This is a genomic window from Catenuloplanes indicus (assembly GCF_030813715.1).
Lineage (GTDB): Bacteria > Actinomycetota > Actinomycetes > Mycobacteriales > Micromonosporaceae > Catenuloplanes > Catenuloplanes indicus.
Genome location: NZ_JAUSUZ010000001.1, coordinates 75671 through 95264 on the forward strand (window position 1 = coordinate 75671; position 19594 = coordinate 95264).

Genomic DNA, 19594 nt, shown 5'->3' on the forward strand with positions numbered 1-19594 from the left:
CGATGAGCTTCACCGACAAGATCCGGAACAAGGTCGACGAGCTGAAGGGCGAGACCAAGGAGAAGGCGGGCGACGCGACCGACAACCCGCGTCTGCAGGCCGAGGGTTCCGCCGAGGCGACCGCGGCCCGGGGCCGTCAGGCCGGCGAGCACGTCAAGGACGCCGCCCGCGACGTGAGCGACGCGATCCGCGGACACCGCTGAACGTCACCGTCGAGGGGCCCGGACAGGTGAGTCCGGGCCCCTCGACGTGGGCAGCGCGTGCATGACCTGGCCACGGCGGTGAAGCCGGCGCGGGGTGCGGCGGGCCGGCCGGTGCGGCGATCATGCGGCGGCGTGCAGCACGTCGGTGAGCACGCGGGTGGTGATGTCGTGGTCGGTGCCGGTCCAGAGGGTGTCGAGCCAGGGGCCGGCGAGGAGCCCGACGAGCGTGGGGGTGCCGTCCGCGTCGGTGGCGTCGAGCCATTCGCTGATCGCGCCGTCCGTGGGTCCGTGGATGCGGAAGTACCCGGTGTGCGGCCAGAACCGGTCGGTGGCGCGGAGGATGATCTTTTCGACGCGTCCCATGCCGAGGTGGCCGAGCGCGGTGCGGTGCGCGGCCGGGAGCGCGGGAGTGAACGTGATGTCCGGCAGTGCGCCGATCGGTACGGTGACGATCACGGCGTCGGTCCGGAGTCCGTCGACGGACACGCCGTCCGCGGTGTCGGTGATGGTGCGGACGGGTGTGCCGAGGCGGATGTCGAGGCCGTCGGCGAGGTGGTCGACGAGGCGCTGGTAGCTGCCGATGATCCATCGGTCGCCGTCGCCGACGCCGGGCTCGAAGCCGTGGCGGGCGCTGAGCCAGCCGAGGTCGGCGCCGGTGTCCATGACGATCTCGGAGTCGACGAGCCGGCGGAGTGCGGCCGGTGGTGCCGGCCAGGCGGCGAGGACGTCGGCGACGGACGCGTGTTCCGGTGCGGCGGCGAGCCGGGCGCGCAGTTGGCGTTCCAGGTCGTCGAGACCGGACCCGAATGCCGTGGGTACGACCGGGAGCGCGAGCTTCTCGGCAAGGCGCGCGAGGACGTTGTCGTCGTACTGCTGGAGCCAGTTCGCGCCGAGGTCGAAGGTGAACCCGCCGACGTCGGTGCCGGTGGTGCGGCCGCCGGTGCGGTGCCGGGCCTCAAGGACACGCGTGGTGATGCCGCGGGCGCGCAGGTGCTGTGCGGCGCCGAGGCCGGCCATGCCGGCGCCGATGACGGTGACGTCGCGGTGTCCGTGGCCGGCGGCCCAGGCGGCGGCCTCGATGCCCTGTTCGTGGGCGCCGTGGGTCATGCCGGCGCGGGTCGGGTGGGTGGCCTCGCCGGCGAGGCGGATGCGGTCGCGGATCGGGGTGCCGAGCGTGGCGCGGTCGGCGGGGCTGCCGTGCCGTCCGATGAGGCTCCAGGATCCGCGGCTCCAGGGGTTGTCGGCCCAGTGGGTGACGGCGCTGGCGGTGATCGGCACGGCGGGGAGGTTAGCAGTGCGTGGCCCAGTGGTCGCGGCCTTTTCGGGGGAGGGTGTGGATCGGGTCGTAGTAGTGGTGGCGGGCGTCGACGGTGTCGTCGGTGAGGGTGGTGCGGTAGTTCTTGGTCCAGTGCGTGATGCCGAGGTCGCGGTCGTAGCCGGTGGCCATGTGGACCCAGCGTTTGCCGACGTAGGGGACGTCGCAGACGATGCGCGGGGTGGCGTAGCCGGGCAGGTATCCCATGATGTCGTGCTGGAGGGTCTGGGCCCGGTGGACGGGCAGCCGCCAGTGCTCGGCGCCGGGGATCATGTCGCACAGGTAGAGGTAGTAGGGCAGGATGCCGGCGTCGTCCTGCAGGGCGAAGCAGAGGTCGAGCAGGTCGTCGGCGGTGTCGTTGACGCCGTGCAGCAGGACGCCCTGGTTGCGGACGTCGCGCACGCCGATGTCGAGCATGGCGTGTGCGGCGCGGGCGACCAGCGGGGTGATGCTGTTCGCGTGGTTGATGTGGGTGTGGACGGCGAGGTTGACGCCGCGGCGGGCGGCGGTGCGGGCGACGCGTTCGAGGCCTTCGACGACGTGCGGCTGGAGCCAGTGCTGGGGTAGTCCGGCGAGGGCCTTGGTGGCGAGGCGGATGTCGCGGACGGTGTCGAGGTCGAGCAGGCGCATGAGGTAGGTCTCGAGTTGCCGCCAGGGGACGTTGGCGATGTCGCCGCCGGAGACGACCACGTCGCGGACCGTGGGGTGGGCGCGCAGGTAGTCGAGGTGGGCGTCGTGCCGGTCGACGGGTTTGAGCGCGAGTTTGAGCTTGGTGACCGCGGGGGTGTCGGTGCCGACGAGGTCCATCCGGGTGCAGTGCCCGCAGTATTGCGGGCAGGTGGGGACGAGTTCGGCGAGGACCTTGGTGGGGTAGCGGTGGGTGAGCCCGTCGGCGACCCACATGTCGTGTTCGTGGAGTGAGTCGCGGGTGGCGTACGGGTGGTCGGGTAGCCGTTCGCCGGCGAGCGGGAGCATGTAGCGGCGGATCGGGTCGGCGCGCAGGTCGGCGGTGTCCATGGTGTTGAGCATCTGGGGTGGCAGCAGCATGGTCATGGTGGCGCGGGTCGCCTGGTCGGCGGCGAGGTCGTCGTAGAAGGTGTCGTCGGCGAGGTCGCCGAGGACGTGCCGCAGCTGGCGGATGTTCCGGATGCAGTGGGCGCGTTGCCACTGGGCGGATTCCCACTGGTCGCGGGTGGTGTGCCGCCAGCCGGGGAGGCGGGTCCAGTCGGGTTCGTGGAGGGGACGGCGGGTGTAGGTGTAGGGCTGCCGTACTTCGTGGAGTGTGCTGGTCACGACGGCCTCCGACATTGGTTTTTCTTCCGTATGCCGCAGATTACTGGAAATCCTCCGGCACAGAGAATATTCTGCCGTAAGTTTTATTGTCGGAGGTGGATGTGGTGGTCGACGTTCCGGGCGCGCACCGCGTCCTCGGCCCGCCGGGTGTGCTGCCCCAGGCGGCGTGGCGGCTGGATCCCGATCCGGCGTTGAAGGACACCGCCGAGACACGGGTACGGGTGGAACGGCTGAACCTCGACGCGGCGAGTTTCCGGCAGCTGCGGGACGCGCACGGTGACCGGGTGCGCGACGAGGTTCTGCGGATCGTGGCCGAGCGCGGCAAGATGCACAACCCGGTGACCGGTTCCGGCGGCATGCTGATCGGCGTGGTCGAGGAGTCCGGTCCGGACGCGACCGTGGGCGTGCGGCCGGGGGACCGGATCGCGACGCTGGTCAGCCTGACGCTGACGCCGTTGACGATCACGGACGGGCTGGCCCGGTGGGACGGCCGGGCGGAGCAGGTGCCGTGCGACGGGTTCGCGATCCTGCACGGGCGTACCGTCGCCGCGGTCCTGCCGGGCGATCTGGATGCGGCGCTGGCGCTGGCCGTGTTCGACGTGTGCGGCGCGCCGGCGCTGACCGCGCGCGTGGTGGCCGGCTACCACCGGCCGGTGGTCGCGGTGATCGGCGGGTCCGGGAAGTCCGGTTCGCTGTCGCTGGCCGCGGCCCGGCGGGCCGGCGCGAGCCGCACCGTCGGCGTCTGTCCGGACGGGACCGAGGCGGCGCGGCTGCGCGAGTCCGGCCTGGCCGACGAGATCGTGGTCGCGGACGCGCGCGCGCCGATCGGCGGGGTCCGCGCGGACGTGACGGTCGTGTGCGTGGACGTGCCCGGCTGCGAGCACGCCGCGATCCTGGCCACCCGGGACGGTGGCACGGTGGTGTTCTTCTCGATGGCGACCAGTTTCACCGCGGCCGCGCTCGGCGCGGAGGGCCTGGCCGCGGACGTGACGCTCCTGATCGGCAACGGTTATGTGCCCGGCCACGCCCGGATGGCACTGGACCTGATCCGCGCCACGCCGGGCCTGCGGCAGTTGTTCACCCGGCGACTGCGGGCAGACTGACCGAATGAGCGAGCTTGCGAGCGAATCATCGGCTCAGCGCCGGCCACCACGACACCGCCGCATGTCCGGGGAGCCCGGCACATGTGAGCTTGCGAGCGAATCATCGGCTCAGCGCCGGCCACCACGACACCGCGGCGGCGTGGGGGATCCGGCATGAGCGTTCTCTACAGGAGCGGCGTCGTCCATTCCGCCGCGGATCCGCGGGCGACCGCACTGCTCGTCGTCGACGGGAAGATCGCCTGGCTGGGCGCGGACGATGACGCGCCGTCCGCGGACCGGGTCGTCGACCTGGACGGCGGGCTGGTCACGCCCGCGTTCGTGGACGCGCACGTGCACGCCACGTCGACCGGCCTGAACCTGGCCGGCCTGGACCTGACCGCGGCCCGGTCCGCGCGCGACGTGCTGGACGCGGTCGCGGCCAAGGCCGGCGAGCTGCCTGCGGACGGGGTGCTGCTCGGCCACGGCTGGGACGAGTCGACGTGGGAGTCGCCGGAGCTGCCGTCCGCGCACGAGATCGGCGTGGCCGCCGGCGGCCGGCGCGTCTACCTGTCGCAGGTGTCCGTGCACTCCGCGCTGGTGTCGTCCGCGCTGCTGGAGGCCGACCCGACGATCACGGCCGCGGCCGGGTTCGACTCCTCCGGCTGGTTGCGCGTCGACGCCCACCACACGGTCCGCGACCTTGCCCTGGCATCGGTCACGCCGGCGCAGCGCCGGCACGCGCAGCACGTCGCGCTCGCCCACGCGGCCACGCTCGGCATCGGTGCGGTCCACGAGTGCGGCGGCCCGCGGATCTCCAGTGAGGACGACTTCACCGACGTGCTCGCCGCGGGCGGCCCGGCGCACGGCCACCCGGAGGTGTTCGGCTACTGGGGCGAGCTCGGCGCGGCCGCGAAGGCGAGGGAGCTGGGCGCGGTCGGGGCCGGCGGTGACCTGTTCGCGGACGGCGCGCTCGGTTCCCGGACCGCGTACCTGGAGCACGCGTACGCGGACGAGCCCGGCAGCCGCGGTCACGGCTACCTGACCGCGGCACAGGTCCGCGATCATCTGCTGGACTGTCACGCGCACGGGATGCAGGGCGGGTTCCACGCGATCGGGGACGCCGCGATCGGCGCGGTCCTGGCCGGGATCGGCGAGGCCGCGGAGAAGGTCGGCAACGAGGCGGTCCGGGCGGCCCGGCACCGCATCGAGCACGCGGAGCTGCTGGACCGGACGCTGATCGCCCGGATGGTCGAGCACGGCGTGGTGGCGTCCGTGCAGCCGGCGTTCGACCGGCTGTGGGGCGGCGGGACGCGGATGTACGCGGCCCGGCTCGGCCGGGAGCGGGCGCTGACCGCGAACCCGTTCGCCGCCATGCACAACGTGGGCGTACCGCTGGCATTCGGGTCGGATGCGCCGGTGACGCCGCTGGACCCGTGGGGCACGGTCCGCGCGGCCGTGCACCACCACACCCCGCACAGCCGGATGGGGGTGCGGGCCGCGTTCGCCGCGCACACCCGCGGCGGCTGGCGGGCGCTGCCGGGCACGGTGGCCGGTGGCGCGGTCGAGCCGGGCGCACCGGCGACGTTCGCGGTCTGGGACGCGGTGGCGGACCTGGCCGCCGCGGTCGAGTCGACGCCGGTGTGCCGGCGGACCGTGGTGCACGGGAGCACGATCCACGACATCTGATCAATCTGGAGGGTGCGATGGCCGGGAAGCTCGATCTGGACCCGGAGCTGGTGGCGCGGGCCCGGACGTTGGCGGCGCGGGCCGGGCGGCCGGTCGTCGACCTGGCCCGCACGCACACCACGGTCAGCGTGGAGCGGGCGATGCTGCGCCTGTTCGGGCTGACCGGCGCGGACGCGGACGGCACGCCGTGGGTGAACCGGCTGACCGACGCGGTGACCGCGCAGACCGGCCTGACCCACGGCGTGGTGCTGCCGGTGCTGCACGCGCTGCGCCGGTTCCAGCCGCTGTCGGCACCCGCGGCCGCGTACGGTGACGGGTTGCGGACGCTGGCGGAGAAGGCGCCGTCGATCGATTTCACGCTGCCGTCCGGCCGGGACGCGGTGACCGTGCGGAACGCGGCCGGGCGGTTGGCCCGGCACGCGGTGAAACGGCTGGACGCGGCCCGGGCGACCCGGGAGCGGCTGATCCGGCGGTACGGGGACCCGCCGCGCCGGCCGTGGATCTACCTGATCGTGGCGACCGGTGACATCCACGAGGACGTCCCGCAGGCGGTCGCGGCGGCCCGGGCCGGTGCGGACGTGATCGCGGTGATCCGGTCGACCGGCCAGTCACTGCTGGACTACGTGCCGGAGGGCGCGACCCGGGAGGGCTTCGCCGGCACGTACGCGACGCGGGAGAACTTCCGGCTGATGCGGGCCGCGCTGGACGGCGTGTCCAGGGAGCTGGGCCGGTACGTGCGGCTGACGAACTACGCCAGCGGCCTGTGCATGCCGGAGATCGCGGCGCTGGCCGGGCTGGAACGGCTGGACATGATGCTCAACGACAGCATGTACGGGATCCTGTTCCGGGACATCAACCCGATCCGGACGTTCGTCGACCAGCGGTTCTCCCGGCAGATCCACGCCCGCGCCGGGATCATCATCAACACCGGTGAGGACAACTACCTGACCACCGCGGACGCGGTCACCGAGGCGCACACCGTGACGGTGTCGCAGTTGCTCAACGAGTACTTCGCGCACGAGGCCGGGCTGGCCGACGCGCAGCTCGGGCTCGGGCACGCGTTCGAGATCGACCCGGACCTGCCGGACTCGCTGCGCCTGGAGATCGCGCACGCGCTGCTGGCCCGGGAACTGTTCCCGGACGCGCCGCTGAAGTGGATGCCGCCGACGAAGCACATGACCGGGGACGTGTTCCGCGGGAACCTGCTCGACGGCATGTTCAACCTGGTCGGCGCGCTGACCGGGCAGCAGATCCTGCTGGTCGGGATGATGACCGAGGCGGTGGTGACGCCGTGGCTGTCCGACCGGGACATCGCGCTGCAGAACGTGCGGTACGTGCTGTCCGCGGCCGGGAACATGGCCGAGGACCTGGTGCCGGCGCCGGGCGGGTTCGTGCAGCGGCGCGCGCACACGGTGCTGGCGGAGGCGGTCGCGCTACTGGAACGGATCGTGGACGAGTCGCTGCTGACCGCGATCGGCCGCGGCACGTTCGGGATCATGAAGCGGCCGCCGGACCGGGGGCGCGGGCTGTCCGGCGTGGCCCCGATATCGCAGATGTACCACAATCCGTTCGAGGGGTTGCTGTCATGAAGGTCCGGCCCTACGGGGACACCACCGGCGACGGGATGGTGCAGACGTCGTTCACGCTGCCCGTCCCGGCCGGGAAACGCGCCGACGGCGCCGCCCTGCAACTCGCGGCCGCGATGGGCCTGGACCCGGCGATGCTGGTGCACGCGCGGCCGGTCGGTGCCGGGCACACGTTCTTCGTCGTCTACGGCCGGGTCCGGCACCTCGTCGACCTGGACGCGGTGCGGGTCACCGCGCGCGACTACCCGCTGCTGTCCGCGGCCGCGGTCAACGCCGCGGTCCGGCGCCGGCTGCGCCGCAAGCTCACGGTCGTCGGCGCGTGCATCGGCACCGACGCGCACACCGTCGGCATCGACGCGATCCTCAACCTCAAGGGCGTCGCGGGGGAGAAGGGCCTGGAGTGCTACCGGGAACTGTCCGTGACGAACCTCGGCGCGCAGGTGCCGATCGCGGACCTGGTCGAGGCGGCCGCCGGTGCGGACGCGGTCCTGGTGTCCCAGGTGGTCACCCAGCGCGACGCCCACCTGCACAACGTGCGGGAGCTGGCCGCGGCGTTCCGGACCCGGCCGGGCCGGCGTCCGCTGCTGATCGTCGGCGGCCCCCGGTTCGACGAGACGATGGCCGCGGACCTCGGCGTCGACCGGATCTTCGGGCGCGGCACCACGCCCCGGGAGGTCGCCTCCTACCTCGTGCACCGGCTCGCCGCATGATCGGCCTGACCGTCAGCCACCGCCGGTACGTGGCGCACGCCCACTACGGCGGCGGGCTCGTCGACGGCGCGTACGCGCTCGCCCTGTTCGGGGACGTCGCCACCGAGGTGTGCATCCGCACCGACGGTGACGAGGGCCTGTTCGCCGGGTACGCCGACGTGCGCTTCCTCGCCCCGGTCCGGGCCGGTGACGTGGTCGAGGCGACCGCGGTCGTGGTCGCGGCCGGCACCCGCTCCCGGCGGCTCGACCTGCGCCTGACCGTGCTCTGCCGGGCCCGCCGCGACCTGCGCCCGTCCGCGGCCGAGGTCCTCGACCCGCCGCTGCTGGCCGTCACCGCCACCGGCACGGTCGTCGTCCCGATCGGACACCCGCACGGTCCCACGGAAGTGGGCAAGGAGGGAAACGCAACCAAAGAGAAAGCAAACCCCGGTTGACGGGTAACCGACCCCAGCGCGTAAAGTTCTTGAGTCCACACGCGGGCAGGCGATCCCACGTTCGCTCCAGCCCCTTCGTCCGCTGGCCGACCAGGCCACGCAGGCGGGGGTCGGCGGGGCGGCGCGAACCGGGGCCGTCGCCGGCGGAACGAACGGCGAGGAACGCGCGGCCAGTAGACAACGGCCACACGGGGGCAACCAGCCGTCGTGAGGTCGGTCCGAAGGTCTCGTCACCTCGTCCGACGCGCCGGACCGCTCTGGGCCAGGGAGCAGCGGGGCGCGGCCGACCACGGCCGGGCTCCGCTTTCCCGTCCCCACCGACGACGAGCGCAGCGCCCGGCCGGGCACCGGCCCGCCCCGCTGCGGCGCGGTACCCTTGGTCGCCGCGACGTCGAGACACTGGGTGAGGCACGGGTGACGAAGGTCGACACAGCCCCGGAGGCCGGCACCGCACCCACCCGGCAGGACCGGCCGGTGATCCGCCCGCTGTGGGCGTCGATCCTCGCCGCGGCGCTGGCCGGGCTGGCGCTGCTGACGTCGTTCCCGCCGTACGGGCAGTGGTGGCTCGCCCCGGCCGGCGTCGCGCTGCTGGCGCTGGCCGTGCACGGGCGGCGGATGCGGGCCGGGGCCGGCCTCGGATTCATCGCCGGCCTGCTCATGTTCGCCCCGATGATCAGCTGGACGAACATCCACGTCGGGAACGTGCCGTGGCTGCTGCTGTCCGTGCTGGAGGCCGGCTACCTCGCCCTGATGGGCGCGGCCTACGCGTACGCCGCGCCGCTCGCCGACCGGCGGCGCTGGCTGACCCCGCTGCTCATCGGCACGCTGTGGGTGGCGCAGGAGGCGCTGCGGTCCCGGACGCCGTTCGGTGGGTTCCCGTGGGGCAAGCTCGCGTTCGGGCAGGGCGAGGTGCCGCTGCTGCGCTGGGCCGTGCTCGGCGGCGCGCCGCTGGTCACGTTCATGGTCGCGGTCACCGGCGGGCTCGTCGCCACCGCCGCGCTCACCGTGCTGCGCCGCGCCGGCGACGCCGTACCGTCGAAGCGCTTTCTTGCCCCGGTGGCGTGGGTGGCCGGCGCGGTCGTGGCCGCGCTCGCCGGTGCGCTCGTCCCGGTCGCCCGGCCGGCCGGTGACCCGGTCACCGTCGCGTTCGTGCAGGGCAACGTGCCGCGGCTCGGCTTCGACTTCAACGCGCAGCGGCTCGCCGTCCTCGACAACCACGTCCGGGGCACGCTCGACCTGGCCGCCCGCGTCGCCGCCGGCCAGGAGAAACGGCCGGACCTGGTGGTCTGGCCGGAGAACGCCAGCGACGTCGACCCGCTCAACAGCCAGGTCGCGGCCGCGCAGATCTCCCGCGCCGCCGACGCGATCGGCTCGCCGATCCTGGTCGGCGGCGTCACCGACGGCTCCACGCCGCGCAACGTGCGCAACATCGGCGTGCTGTGGTGGCCGGACCGAGGCGCCGACCTGGACCAGCTCTACGTCAAACGGCACCCGGTCCCGTTCGCGGAGTACATCCCGCTGCGGTCGATCGCGCGGATGGTGAGCAAAGAGGTCGACCGGGTCAGCCGCGACTTCGAACCCGGCGACCGGCCCGGCGTCGTCGACAGCGGAGCGACCGTGATCGGCGACGTCATCTGCTTCGAGATCGCCTACGACGGCCTGGTCCGCGACGTCGTGACCGGCGGCGCGCAGATCCTCGCCGTGCAGACCAACAACGCCACGTTCAACACCGCCGAGGCCGAGCAGCAGCTGGCCATGGTGCAGCTGCGTGCCGTCGAGCACGGCCGGGACACACTGATGGCCTCCACGGTCGGCGTGTCCGCGTTCGTCGGCGCGGACGGGCACGTGCACGACCGGACCGTGTTCAACACCGCCGCGGTCGTGGTCCGCGACCTGACCGAGAGCACCGCGACGACCGTCGCGACCCGGCTGGCGTACTGGCCGGAACTGGTCCTCACCGTGATCGGCCTCGGGCTGCTGGCCGGCGCCGCGACGATCCGGCTGCGGCGGCCGTAAGGCTCACAGCCGGGGCCCAGGATTGCGTGGCATGCTGTCAAGGGCCACCTCACGCAGGGAGAGATACAGCATGCAAGCCACCCCGGTGACCAGCCCGCGGCGCGGCCGCCTGCTCACCTGGGCGCCGCTCGGCCTCGCCGGGTTCGCGGTCGCCGAGATCGCCGTCTTCCTCCTCATCGCCCATCAGATCGGCTATTTCACCACGATCCTGGCCGGGCTGCTGCTGTCCGCGGTCGGCGGTCTCGTGCTGCGCCGCGAGGGGATCCGCGGCTGGCGCCGCTTCCGGGACGCGGCCCGTGGCGGGCGGCACCCCGGCACCGAGGGCGCCGACGGCGTCATCGGCATCGTCGCCGGCCTGCTGCTGTCCGTCCCCGGCTTCCTCACCGACCTGGCCGGCCTGCTGCTGATCATCCCCCCGATCCGCGCGCTGGCCCGCCGCTCCCTGATCCGCCGCGCCGAACGCCGCATGACCTCCGCCCAGGCCGGCGACCTGTTCGGCCCCCGCCGCGTCCGCCCCGCCAACGACTACGCCCACGCCGAGCCGAAACCCGCCCCCACCAGCGCCGGCAACACCGGCACGGCTTCCGGCGACGAGGTCATCGAAGGCGAGATCGTCTAACTGCTTCCGCGGGAGAACCACAGTTCCTGGTCTTCCCCGCTTCCGGCGTGGTGCGGCCCGCATGCTCGGAGCGGGCCAACCTCGCCGGCCGGCAAGCGGAGTCTTGCCGGCCGGCATCGGAGCCGGTTTCCCGCGCCGCCGGAAAGGCCATGCGGGCTCCGCGGTGCTACCGGCCGCCGGCGGGTGCCGGCCGCTGAGCGCCCTACCCGGTTTCGTGCCGGGTCGGCGATCGCGTCGTCCGGCGGCACCGGTCCGGTGCCACTCGGCTTTGTTTGATCTTGAAATGGGCGTCGTGCGGTCGCGCGTTTCCCAGCTGCGGGAATGATCCCTCCCTACCGCCGGAGGCCGGTGCGGCGTTTCGCCGGAAGTACCGGTGATCAAGTCAGTCGAGTGGCGTGGGTCGCGACGGGGGCCGCGCCTACGCCTGCCGCAGGCCGCTCGCTGTGACATCCACACAGCTGTCGCTGGGTGGCGGAAAGGCGTGGTGGCCCTTGTGCCGATGGGTTCGAGGGCCCATGATCGCCTGGATTGTCGCGGTGGCCCGGTGTGGTATGCGGCGCGGAGCCGGGCCAGGAACCCCGACACCACTACGCGAGAGCCGGAATGCCCGCCCGCCGGCCGGATGCCGAAACTGTGCTGGCCTGTGCGGGATGCCGTGGAGTGGGCAGCGAAAAGCCCTCCGCCCGGGTGGGTGGAGGGCTTTGTCGTGGATCTGGGTCAGGCGACCTGGCCGCGGCGGGCCCGGACCTCCTGCAGGCGCTCCTGGAGGATGTCCTCCAGCTCCGCGATGGAGCGGCGCTCCAGCAGCATGTCCCAGTGGGTGCGCGGGGGCTTGACCTTCTTCTGCTCCGGCTCGGTGCCGTCGACCAGGCGTGCGACGCTGCCGTCGAACTTGCACTCCCAGGTGATCGGGACCTCGGCGTCGACCGCGAACGGCACCTCGAAGCGGTGGCCCTTCGCGCACAGGTACTCGCGCGTCTGCCGGGGCGCCAGCTCCGTGTTGCGGTCCGACTCGTAGCTGACTGCGCCCAGACGGCTGCCGCGCAACATGCGCTCGCCCATGAAGCTTCCCCTCGCTCGGTGCTGATCTTGCTTGGTACGACGTGGTGGTACTACAAGGTATCGATGTGGCGCCACCCGTGCCCGGGGTGTGCAACGATCCGGCCGCCCCGACGATTCCCCCGGATCGGCTGTTGTGTCGGCAGTGTTAACAGTATTGAGGGTAACCGGCCGGTAGACGGTTCGTCGATCTAGGGCAAACCGCCCGGCCGGGCACTCGTGGGCAGGACTACCCCGAATCGGGCCCGCCAAGCGCGGACCGGCTGCCCAGGTTCGCCAGCGCGGACGCCAGGTTGGAGACCTGGCCGGCCAGCTGACCGGCCTGCGCCACCGCCGCGTCACGCTCCGCACGCAGCGTGGTGAGCTGGTCGTTCAACCGGGCGATCTCGCCGTCCCGGGCCGCGACCGCACCGGCCAGCGCGCGGGCGTCGGCGAGTTCGGTGGTGAGTTGCGCCACCCGGGCGTTCTCCGCGGCGAGCGCGGCGCGGACGCGTACCGTGTCGGCCTCTCGGTCCTTGGTCTGCTGCTCCTGGGCGGCGAGGTCGCGGCGGGCGGCGGCGGTCTCCTCGCGGGACGTGGCCAGGTCGCCGTGCGCGGCCGCGAGCGCGGTCACCGACTCGCGCAGCCGTGCCTCGACCGCGGCGTGCGCGTCCGCGGCCCGCTCCAGGTCGGTGGTGAGCGCGGCCCGGGCGGCGCGGGTGATCTCCAGGTCGCGGGACAGCTCGTCCTGGTAGCGGCGCTCCGACTCCAGCTCCCGGCGCAGCGCGGTCACCTCGGCACGGGCGGTGTCGAGGTCGTCGGCGGCCTGCCGGCGCAGCGCCTCCGCGCCGGTCGCGGCCTGCTCCGCCGCGAGCCGGGCCGCGCGTGCCTCGCGGGCGGCGGACTCGGCCGCGGTTGCGCGGGCCCCGGCCGCCTCGGCCCGCCGGTCCGCCTCGGCCGCCTCCTCCCGCGCGGCCGCGGCATCGTGCGCGGCGAGGGTCGCGGCGGAGCGGGCCGCGTCGGCGTCCTCGCGGGCCTCGTCCCGGGCCGAGTGCGCGGCCGCGACCTGCGCGGCCGTCTCCGCGCGGACCTCGGCCAGCTGCCGTTCCACCCCGGCCGGGGAGAGTTCCGCGTGCAGCGCGTCGCTGAGCGTGGTCACCAGCTGATCGAGCCGGTCGACCGCCTCCCAGGTACGGGCCACCTGGCCGGCCAGGCCGGGCGCGGACCGCTGCCGCATCCGTGACGCCCGGGACGCGCGCTGGCACTCGCCGTCGTTGTCCCGGCAGTAGCGGAACGGGCGTCCCGCGCTCGCCTTCTGCGGCACCGGCCGGCCACAGTGCGCACACGGACGCGTGATCTCTTCCGCCGTCTCCATCGCGGCCGGAGTCTAGCGGGAAACTGTCACACCCTCGTGGGAGGCTCACCCGGACTCGCATCCCGGACCTGACTCGCCGTCCTTGACCTCTAGCGCGGATGAGGTTCTACGGTCGGGATCGAGCGCTCTCGAGGGGGATTTCGGGCATGAGCATGGAGATGACCGCGTGGAACTCGCTGTACCACGCGATGAACGCCCAACAGGGGCAGAGACCGTTCAGCCGGGCCACGCTGCGGCGCATCCTCGCGTTCGCCCGCCCGCACCGACGTAAACTCGCCGCGTTCCTCGCGGTCGGCGTGCTCACCGCGCTGCTCGCGGTCGCGGCGCCGGTGCTGGCCGGGCGGGTCGTCAACGCGATCGTCGACGGCGCGCCGTTCGGCACCGTTCTCACGCTCGCGCTGCTGATCGGCGCGATCGCGATCGCCGAGGCCGGGCTCGGCCTGGTCAACCGGTGGCTGTCGGCCGGGATCGGCGAGGGGCTGATCCTCGACCTGCGGACCGCCGTGTTCGACCACGTGCAGCGCCAGCCGGTCGCGTTCTTCACCCGCACCCGCACCGGCGCGCTGGTCAGCCGCCTCAACAACGACGTCATCGGCGCACAGCGGGCGTTCTCCGACACGTTGTCCGGTGTGGTCGGCAACACCGTCACGCTGCTGCTCACGCTGGTTGTCATGATCGGCATCTCGTGGCAGATCACGCTGCTGGCGCTGGTGTTGCTGCCGGTGTTCGTGTTCCCGGCCCGGCGGATGGGCGGGCGGATCGCCCGGCTGGAACGGGAGGCGGCCGCGCACAACTCGGCGATGAGCACCCAGATGACCGAGCGGTTCTCCGCGCCCGGCGCCACCCTGATCAAGCTGTTCGGGCGGCCGTCCGCGGAGTCGGCCGAGTTCGCCACCCGCGCCCGCCGGGTCCGGGACATCGGCGTGCGTACCGCGATGGTGCAGTGGGTGTTCATCACCGCGCTGACGCTGGTGTCCACGCTCGCCCTCGCGGTCGTCTACGGCGTCGGCGGGTTCTACTCGCTGCGCGGGCAGCTCGACGCCGGTGCGGTCGTGTCCATGGCACTGCTGATCACCCGGCTGTACGCGCCGCTGACCGCGCTCGCGTCCGCCCGGGTCGAGGTGATGAGCGCGCTGGTCAGCTTCGACCGGGTCTTCGAGATCCTCGACCTGCGGCCGCTGATCGAGGAGCCGGCCGCGCCGAAGCCGGTGCCGGACGGGCCGTTGTCCGTCGAGTTCGACAAGGTGCGGTTCGCGTACCCGGCCGCGGACAAGGTGTCGCTGGCGTCGCTGGAGGAGGTGGCGGTCCTCGACACCCGCGGCGGCACCGAGGTGCTGCACGAGGTGTCGTTCACCGCCGCGGCCGGGGAGATGATCGCGCTGGTCGGGTCGTCCGGTGCCGGGAAGTCGACGATCGCGCAGCTGCTGCCGCGGCTCTACGACGTGGACTCCGGCGCGGTCCGGATCGGCGGCGTCGACGTGCGCGACCTCGGCTTCGCCGACCTGCGCGACACGCTCGGGCTGGTCACCCAGGACGGGCACCTGTTCCACGAGTCGGTCCGGGCGAACCTGCTGCTGGCCCGGCCGGAGGCGGGGGAGGACGAGCTGTGGGACGTGCTGCGCCGCGCCCGCCTCGACGACCTGGTCGCGTCGCTGCCGGACGGGCTGGACACGATCGTCGGTGAGCGCGGCTACCGGCTGTCCGGCGGCGAACGGCAGCGGCTGACCATCGCCCGGCTGCTGCTGGCCCGGCCGCGCGTCGTCGTGCTGGACGAGGCGACCGCGCACCTGGACAACACGTCCGAGGCCGCGGTGCAGGCCGCGCTCGCCGAGGCGCTCGCCGGGCGGACCGCGGTGGTGATCGCGCACCGGCTGTCGACGGTTCGCGCCGCCGACCAGATCCTCGTCGTCGAGGCCGGGAACATCGTCGAACGCGGCCGGCACGAGGAACTGCTCGCGGCCGGTGGGCGGTACGCGGAGCTGTACCGGACGCAGTTCGCGGCCGGCGGCGCACCGGAGCCGGCCACGGTCGCCGGGTGACCCCCGGTGGCGTGGCAGGCGTCACGTTGTCTGCCCTTACCGGTGCGTACGCGCGACAGTACGGTCCCTGTCTGGCACTCTCGGGCAGACCCCGACGTACCTGGTGGAGGCCGACGTGAGCGAAGTGACGGCACCGAAGATCGCCCGGACCCCGGCCGCGGCGCTGGACGACCTGATCGCCGGTAACGAACGATTCGTCACCGGCGTCAGCGTCCACCCGAACCAGGACGCGGCCCGCCGCGCCACGCTCGTCGACGCGCAGGCGCCGAAGGCCGTGCTGTTCGGCTGCTCCGACTCCCGCCTCGCCGCCGAGATCATCTTCGATCAGGGGCTCGGTGACCTGTTCGTCGTCCGTACCGCCGGGCACGTCGTCGGGCGCGAGGTGCTCGGCAGCATCGAGTACGCCGTGTCGGTGCTGCACACGCCGCTGATCGTGGTCCTCGGGCACAACTCGTGTGGTGCGGTGCAGGCCGCGCGGGAGGCGGAGGCGACCGGCGCGTCCCCGACCGGGCACCTGCGCGCGGTCGTCGACGCGCTGATCCCGAGCGTGGAACTGTCCGCGGCGCGCGGTGTCACGGACGTCGACGGGATAGTGGACGTGCACATCCAGAGCACCGTCGACCAGCTCCGGGCGAACTCGGCCGCGCTCGCCGGCGCGGTCTACGCCGGCACGTGCGCGATCGTCGGCATGTCCTACCAGCTCGACGCGGGCCGTGCCCGGCTGATCACACCCGACCCGCGCTGACGCCCGTCCGGGCCGGTCCCCGCCGGAATTGTCGGGGGCCGGCCCTATCCTGCGGACCGAACACATCGGACCGTGGGAAGGGCATCAATGGAGATCCCGCTGCCGGCCTCGTGGTCGGCGCCGCTACCGCGCCGTGCCGACGCCGGCGACGTCACCGGCACCGTCGCACCGGACCCGGGCGCACCGGCCGCGGTCGCGGCGCTCTACGCGGAGCATCCCGGGCGGCGGGCGGAGTGCCTGGCGATCGCCGGCACCGACCCGGAGCTGGCCGCAGCCGACCCGGACAGCCCGCTCGGCGCGGCCGTCAGCGCGCACATCCACCAAGCGGCCGGTGACTACCGCTACTCGGCGCGGCTGATCGCGGTCCTCGCCGACGCCTGGCTCGCCGCGCACGGGCCGGTGTTCGCGGCCGAGGCCGCCGCCGCCCTGTTCGGGCTGCGGGACGTGTACGACCCGCGCACCGCCCAGGGTGCCCCGGCCGCGGTCGCCTGGCGGGCCGAGACCGGCCTCGCCGACTGGGAGGCGCTGCGGCTGCGCCTCGCGGTCGTCCACCGGGTCCGGGACGCGCTCGCCGCCGCCACCGAGGACGTCTACACCGACGCGGTCGCGGTCCTGGCCGGGATGCTCGACCGGTCCCGGCAGGTGCGGCTCGCCGCCACGTTGCTGCACCCCGGCGAACCGGACTGGGCCGCGCCGCTCATCGACGAACAGGCCACGGCGGTGTTCCCGAGCCACATGCTCGGCGCGCTGCTGGCCGCCTGCCCCGGCTCCGGCGGCGTCGACCGGATCGGCGACCTGAAGATCACCCTGCGGGTGTACCTGCTGGACCCCGGCCGGCGGCTGCTGCCGACGATCCTCGCCCGGGGTGGCGCACCCGCCATGATCCGGCTGTTGCAGGACACCGACGAGCCCGCGTTCCACCTGCTGCTGGCGTTCCTGCCGGACGACGCGGCGTTCGTCGCGCTGCGCAACCGGGCCGCCGAACGTGAGATCCGCGAGCCGCTGCGCCTCGCCGCGGACCTGCGGCCCGAACGCGCGGTACGGCTGTTCGCCGAGGGCGCCGGGCGGCGGCTCGGCCCGGACCTGCTGCGCTGGCACGTCACGCTGCACCCGAAGGCCGCCGCGGCCGTCGCACCCACGCTCACCGGCGACGCCGCCGACCGCGTCACCGCGCTGCTCGACGAGCTCGCCGCCCGCACCGACGCGCCGCCCACGGCCGTCCCGGACCTGGCCGGTGACGTGCCGGCCAAGCCTCCCGTGATACCGGAGTGGATGCACGACGGCGTGCTGCCGCCGCTGTTGCGCGACGGCGCCGGCGCGCTTCCGGCCGCGCACGTGCCCGCGCTGCTGACCGCGTGCGCGCTCGGCCGGACCGGCACGGTCGCCGGGGCGTTCGACCGGGCCGACTTCGCCCGGTACGCGTGGGACGTGTTCTTCCGCTGGTACTACCTCGGCGGCACCGCGAAGGAGAACTGGACGCTCGGCATGCTGGCCGCGGTCGGTGACGACGACACGGTCCGGCGGCTCACCCCGACGATCCTGGCCTGGCCGGGTGAGGCCGGGCACGCCCGCGCCGTCGCCGGTCTCGACGTCCTCGCCACGATCGGGACCGAGACCGCGCTGATGGCGCTCAACCGGATCGCGCAGCGCGCCGCGTTCAAAGGGCTGAAGAACGCGGCCCGGCAGAAGATGGACGCCGTGGCCGCCGGTCTCGGCCTGGATGGTGACCAGCTCGCCGACCGGCTCGTGCCCGACCTCGGCCTCGACCCGGCCGGGCGGACCGTGCTCGACTACGGGTCGCGCGCGTTCACGGTCGGGTTCGACGAGACGCTCACGCCGTACGTGACGGACGCGGCCGGGAAACGCCTGAAGGCGCTGCCGAAGCCCGGTGCCAACGACGACCCGGTGACCGCGCCGGCCGCGCAGAAACGGTTCACCGCGCTGAAGAAGGAGGTTCGCGGGATCGCCGCCGATCTCGTCGCCCGCCTGGAACGCGACATGATCTACGAGCGGCGGATCAGCGGCGCGGAACTCAAGGCCTACTACGTGACGCATCCGCTGGTGCGTCACCTGGCCGGGCGGCTGGTGTGGGGCGTCTACGACGGCGAGGGGCGGCTGACCGGGGCGGTCCGGGTGGCGGAGGACGGGTCGATCGCGGACGCGGCCGACGAGCCGGTGGACCTGGCCGGTGTCGCGCGGGTCGGTGTCGCCCACCCGATCCATCTGACCGGCGAGATCGCGGCCGGGTTCGCGGAGGTGTTCGCCGACTACGCGATCCTGCAGCCGTTCCCGCAACTGGCCCGCGAGGTGTACCGGCTCACCCCGGACGAGGCCGCCGGGCGGGACCTGCACCGCCTCGCCGGGCGGAGCGCACCCGAGGGCCGGCTGATCGCGCTGGAGAAACGCGGCTGGCTGCGCGACAGTCCGCAGGACGCCGGGATCATCAACGCGATCGGGCGGGCGCTGCCCGGCGGCGCCGAGATCAGCGCCGCGCTCGACCCGGGCATGACGTACTACGAGCCGGGCGGGCACCAGACGTTGCGCCAGGTGCGGCTGTTCGGTCCGGTCGCCCGGCTCGGCGAGCTGAACCCGCTGCTGGTCTCCGAGGTCATCCGCGATCTCCTGCTGGCCACCGCGGAGGACTGACCGCCCGGGGCGCCACGCAGCCGGGGACGGTGGGCGTCTCTCCCGTGCCGGAGCGGGTGGACGCACGTACCCCCGTTGATCTTTGTTTGGGTTTATTGTCAGACCGACGGTCGGTTTGGGAAAGGGGGCGGGCGTGGCGCGGACGGTCGATCCGGTGGCGCACTCGCAGCGGCGCGAGGCGTATCTGGACGCGGCGCAGCGGATCATCCAGACCAAGGGGTACGAGGCGCTGAGCATCCAGGACGTGCTGGCCGCGACCGGCACGTCGAAGGGCGCGTTCTACCACTACTTCACCGGCAAGCCCGCACTGCTCGACGCGATCGTGGCCCGCATGGTCGACGCCGCCGCCGCGCAGCTCGCCCCGGCCGGTGGAAGCGCGCTGGACCGGCTCGACGGCGTGTTCGCCGGGCTCGCCACGTTCAAGGCCGGGCAGAAGGACCTGATCGTGGCCATGGTCAAGGTCTGGATGTCGGACGAGAACGCGGTGATGCGCGAGCACTTCCGGCGCCGCGCGATCGCCGCACTGACCCCGCCCCTGGCGGAGATCATCCGGCAGGGCGCGGACGAGGGCGTCTTCGACGTGGCCGACCCGGACGCCACCGCCGGTGTGTTCGCGGCCATGGTCCTCGGCGCGAACGACGCCGCCACCGCACTGATCGGCCAGCACGCCACGTATGAGCAGGTCATCGACCGGCTCGGTGCGTTCGGCACGGCGTTCGAGCGGGTGCTCGGCGCCGCACCGGGCGCGCTGCGGTTCGACCGGCGGCTCGCCACCGTCCGGGAATGGTTCGACGCGATCGCCTGAGA

Annotated in this window: 15 protein-coding genes and 1 pseudogene; 12 read left to right on the top strand and 4 right to left on the bottom strand. The window is 73.4% G+C overall.

The features are described from left to right. The first annotated feature begins 2 nt into the window (after positions 1 to 2). Entirely contained in the window at positions 3 to 203 is a 201-nt protein-coding gene (locus J2S42_RS00635) for a CsbD family protein (RefSeq protein WP_307234111.1), read from the top strand. Between the two features lie 120 nt (positions 204 to 323). On the opposite strand, the gene J2S42_RS00640 is transcribed toward J2S42_RS00635, so the two are convergent. Together J2S42_RS00640 and J2S42_RS00645 are read right to left on the bottom strand one after the other, a co-directional pair. Next, positions 324 to 1481, bottom strand: coding sequence for a flavin monoamine oxidase family protein (locus J2S42_RS00640; protein WP_307234112.1), 1158 nt, complete (start codon positions 1479 to 1481; stop codon positions 324 to 326). Between the two features lie 10 nt (positions 1482 to 1491). Then, positions 1492 to 2826 carry a KamA family radical SAM protein gene (locus J2S42_RS00645; protein WP_370879131.1) on the bottom strand — a complete coding sequence of 445 codons (1335 nt, stop codon included), beginning with the start codon at positions 2824 to 2826 and terminating at the stop codon, positions 1492 to 1494. Positions 2827 to 2915: 89 nt separating this feature from the next. Between J2S42_RS00645 and kdd the strand changes: the two genes are divergently transcribed. From kdd to J2S42_RS00680, 7 genes and pseudogenes are all read left to right on the top strand, one after another. Beyond that, positions 2916 to 3914, top strand: coding sequence for an L-erythro-3,5-diaminohexanoate dehydrogenase (gene kdd, locus J2S42_RS00650; RefSeq protein WP_307234116.1), 999 nt, complete (start codon positions 2916 to 2918; stop codon positions 3912 to 3914). Positions 3915 to 4067: 153 nt separating this feature from the next. Next, positions 4068 to 5579, top strand: a complete 1512-nt coding sequence (locus tag J2S42_RS00655; protein ID WP_307234118.1) for an amidohydrolase — start codon at positions 4068 to 4070, stop codon at positions 5577 to 5579. Between the two features lie 17 nt (positions 5580 to 5596). Beyond that, entirely contained in the window at positions 5597 to 7168 is a 1572-nt protein-coding gene (gene kamD, locus J2S42_RS00660) for a lysine 5,6-aminomutase subunit alpha (protein ID WP_307234120.1), read from the top strand. Beyond that, the gene (gene kamE, locus J2S42_RS00665; protein ID WP_307234122.1) at positions 7165 to 7875 is read left to right on the top strand and encodes a lysine 5,6-aminomutase subunit beta; all 711 of its coding nucleotides are present in this window, start codon (positions 7165 to 7167) and stop codon (positions 7873 to 7875) included. The genes kamD and kamE overlap by 4 nt, the downstream gene beginning before the upstream one ends. Further along, positions 7872 to 8234: pseudogene (kal, locus tag J2S42_RS00670) on the top strand (3-aminobutyryl-CoA ammonia lyase); the annotation flags it as partial. The gene kamE and the pseudogene kal, both read left to right, overlap by 4 nt. Before the next feature lie 489 nt (positions 8235 to 8723). Next, complete coding sequence (gene lnt, locus J2S42_RS00675) at positions 8724 to 10325, top strand: apolipoprotein N-acyltransferase (protein WP_307234124.1); 1602 nt, start codon at positions 8724 to 8726, stop codon at positions 10323 to 10325. Between the two features lie 70 nt (positions 10326 to 10395). Beyond that, on the top strand, positions 10396 to 10944 hold the full coding sequence (locus J2S42_RS00680) for an FxsA family protein (RefSeq protein WP_307234127.1): 549 nt from the start codon (positions 10396 to 10398) through the stop codon (positions 10942 to 10944). Positions 10945 to 11661: 717 nt separating this feature from the next. Here the strand turns inward: J2S42_RS00680 and J2S42_RS00685 are convergent. Both J2S42_RS00685 and J2S42_RS00690 read right to left on the bottom strand, forming a co-directional pair. Then, positions 11662 to 12006, bottom strand: coding sequence for an RNA polymerase-binding protein RbpA (locus J2S42_RS00685; protein ID WP_306829562.1), 345 nt, complete (start codon positions 12004 to 12006; stop codon positions 11662 to 11664). 226 nt (positions 12007 to 12232) lie between these two features. Then, on the bottom strand, positions 12233 to 13357 hold the full coding sequence (locus tag J2S42_RS00690) for a serine/threonine protein kinase (RefSeq protein WP_307234129.1): 1125 nt from the start codon (positions 13355 to 13357) through the stop codon (positions 12233 to 12235). Positions 13358 to 13503: 146 nt separating this feature from the next. On the opposite strand from J2S42_RS00690, the gene J2S42_RS00695 reads away from it, so the two are divergent. The 4 genes from J2S42_RS00695 to J2S42_RS00710 all read left to right on the top strand — a co-directional run bounded on the left by J2S42_RS00695 (position 13504) and on the right by J2S42_RS00710 (position 19592). Further along, positions 13504 to 15396 (top strand): ABC transporter ATP-binding protein, encoded by a 1893-nt coding sequence (locus J2S42_RS00695; RefSeq protein WP_307234131.1) that lies wholly within the window; start codon positions 13504 to 13506, stop codon positions 15394 to 15396. 115 nt (positions 15397 to 15511) lie between these two features. Continuing rightward, the gene (locus J2S42_RS00700; RefSeq protein ID WP_307234133.1) at positions 15512 to 16141 is read left to right on the top strand and encodes a carbonic anhydrase; all 630 of its coding nucleotides are present in this window, start codon (positions 15512 to 15514) and stop codon (positions 16139 to 16141) included. 87 nt (positions 16142 to 16228) lie between these two features. After that, on the top strand, positions 16229 to 18787 hold the full coding sequence (locus J2S42_RS00705) for a DUF4132 domain-containing protein (RefSeq protein ID WP_307234134.1): 2559 nt from the start codon (positions 16229 to 16231) through the stop codon (positions 18785 to 18787). A 133-nt stretch (positions 18788 to 18920) separates the two neighbouring features. After that, positions 18921 to 19592, top strand: a complete 672-nt coding sequence (locus tag J2S42_RS00710) for a TetR/AcrR family transcriptional regulator (RefSeq protein WP_307234136.1) — start codon at positions 18921 to 18923, stop codon at positions 19590 to 19592. The last annotated feature ends 2 nt before the right edge of the window (positions 19593 to 19594 follow it).

Excerpts from the sequence above, each read along its gene's own strand:
- J2S42_RS00635 (WP_307234111.1), top strand. The coding sequence starts at position 3 with ATGAGCTTCACCGACAAGATCCGGAACAAGGTCGACGAGCTGAAGGGC.
- J2S42_RS00645 (WP_370879131.1), bottom strand. The coding sequence starts at position 2,826 with ATGTCGGAGGCCGTCGTGACCAGCACACTCCACGAAGTACGGCAGCCC.
- J2S42_RS00655 (WP_307234118.1), top strand. The coding sequence starts at position 4,068 with ATGAGCGTTCTCTACAGGAGCGGCGTCGTCCATTCCGCCGCGGATCCG.
- kamD (WP_307234120.1), top strand. The coding sequence starts at position 5,597 with ATGGCCGGGAAGCTCGATCTGGACCCGGAGCTGGTGGCGCGGGCCCGG.
- kamE (WP_307234122.1), top strand. The coding sequence starts at position 7,165 with ATGAAGGTCCGGCCCTACGGGGACACCACCGGCGACGGGATGGTGCAG.
- J2S42_RS00680 (WP_307234127.1), top strand. The coding sequence starts at position 10,396 with ATGCAAGCCACCCCGGTGACCAGCCCGCGGCGCGGCCGCCTGCTCACC.
- J2S42_RS00685 (WP_306829562.1), bottom strand. The coding sequence starts at position 12,006 with ATGGGCGAGCGCATGTTGCGCGGCAGCCGTCTGGGCGCAGTCAGCTAC.
- J2S42_RS00690 (WP_307234129.1), bottom strand. The coding sequence starts at position 13,357 with ATGGAGACGGCGGAAGAGATCACGCGTCCGTGTGCGCACTGTGGCCGG.
- J2S42_RS00695 (WP_307234131.1), top strand. The coding sequence starts at position 13,504 with ATGAGCATGGAGATGACCGCGTGGAACTCGCTGTACCACGCGATGAAC.
- J2S42_RS00705 (WP_307234134.1), top strand. The coding sequence starts at position 16,229 with ATGGAGATCCCGCTGCCGGCCTCGTGGTCGGCGCCGCTACCGCGCCGT.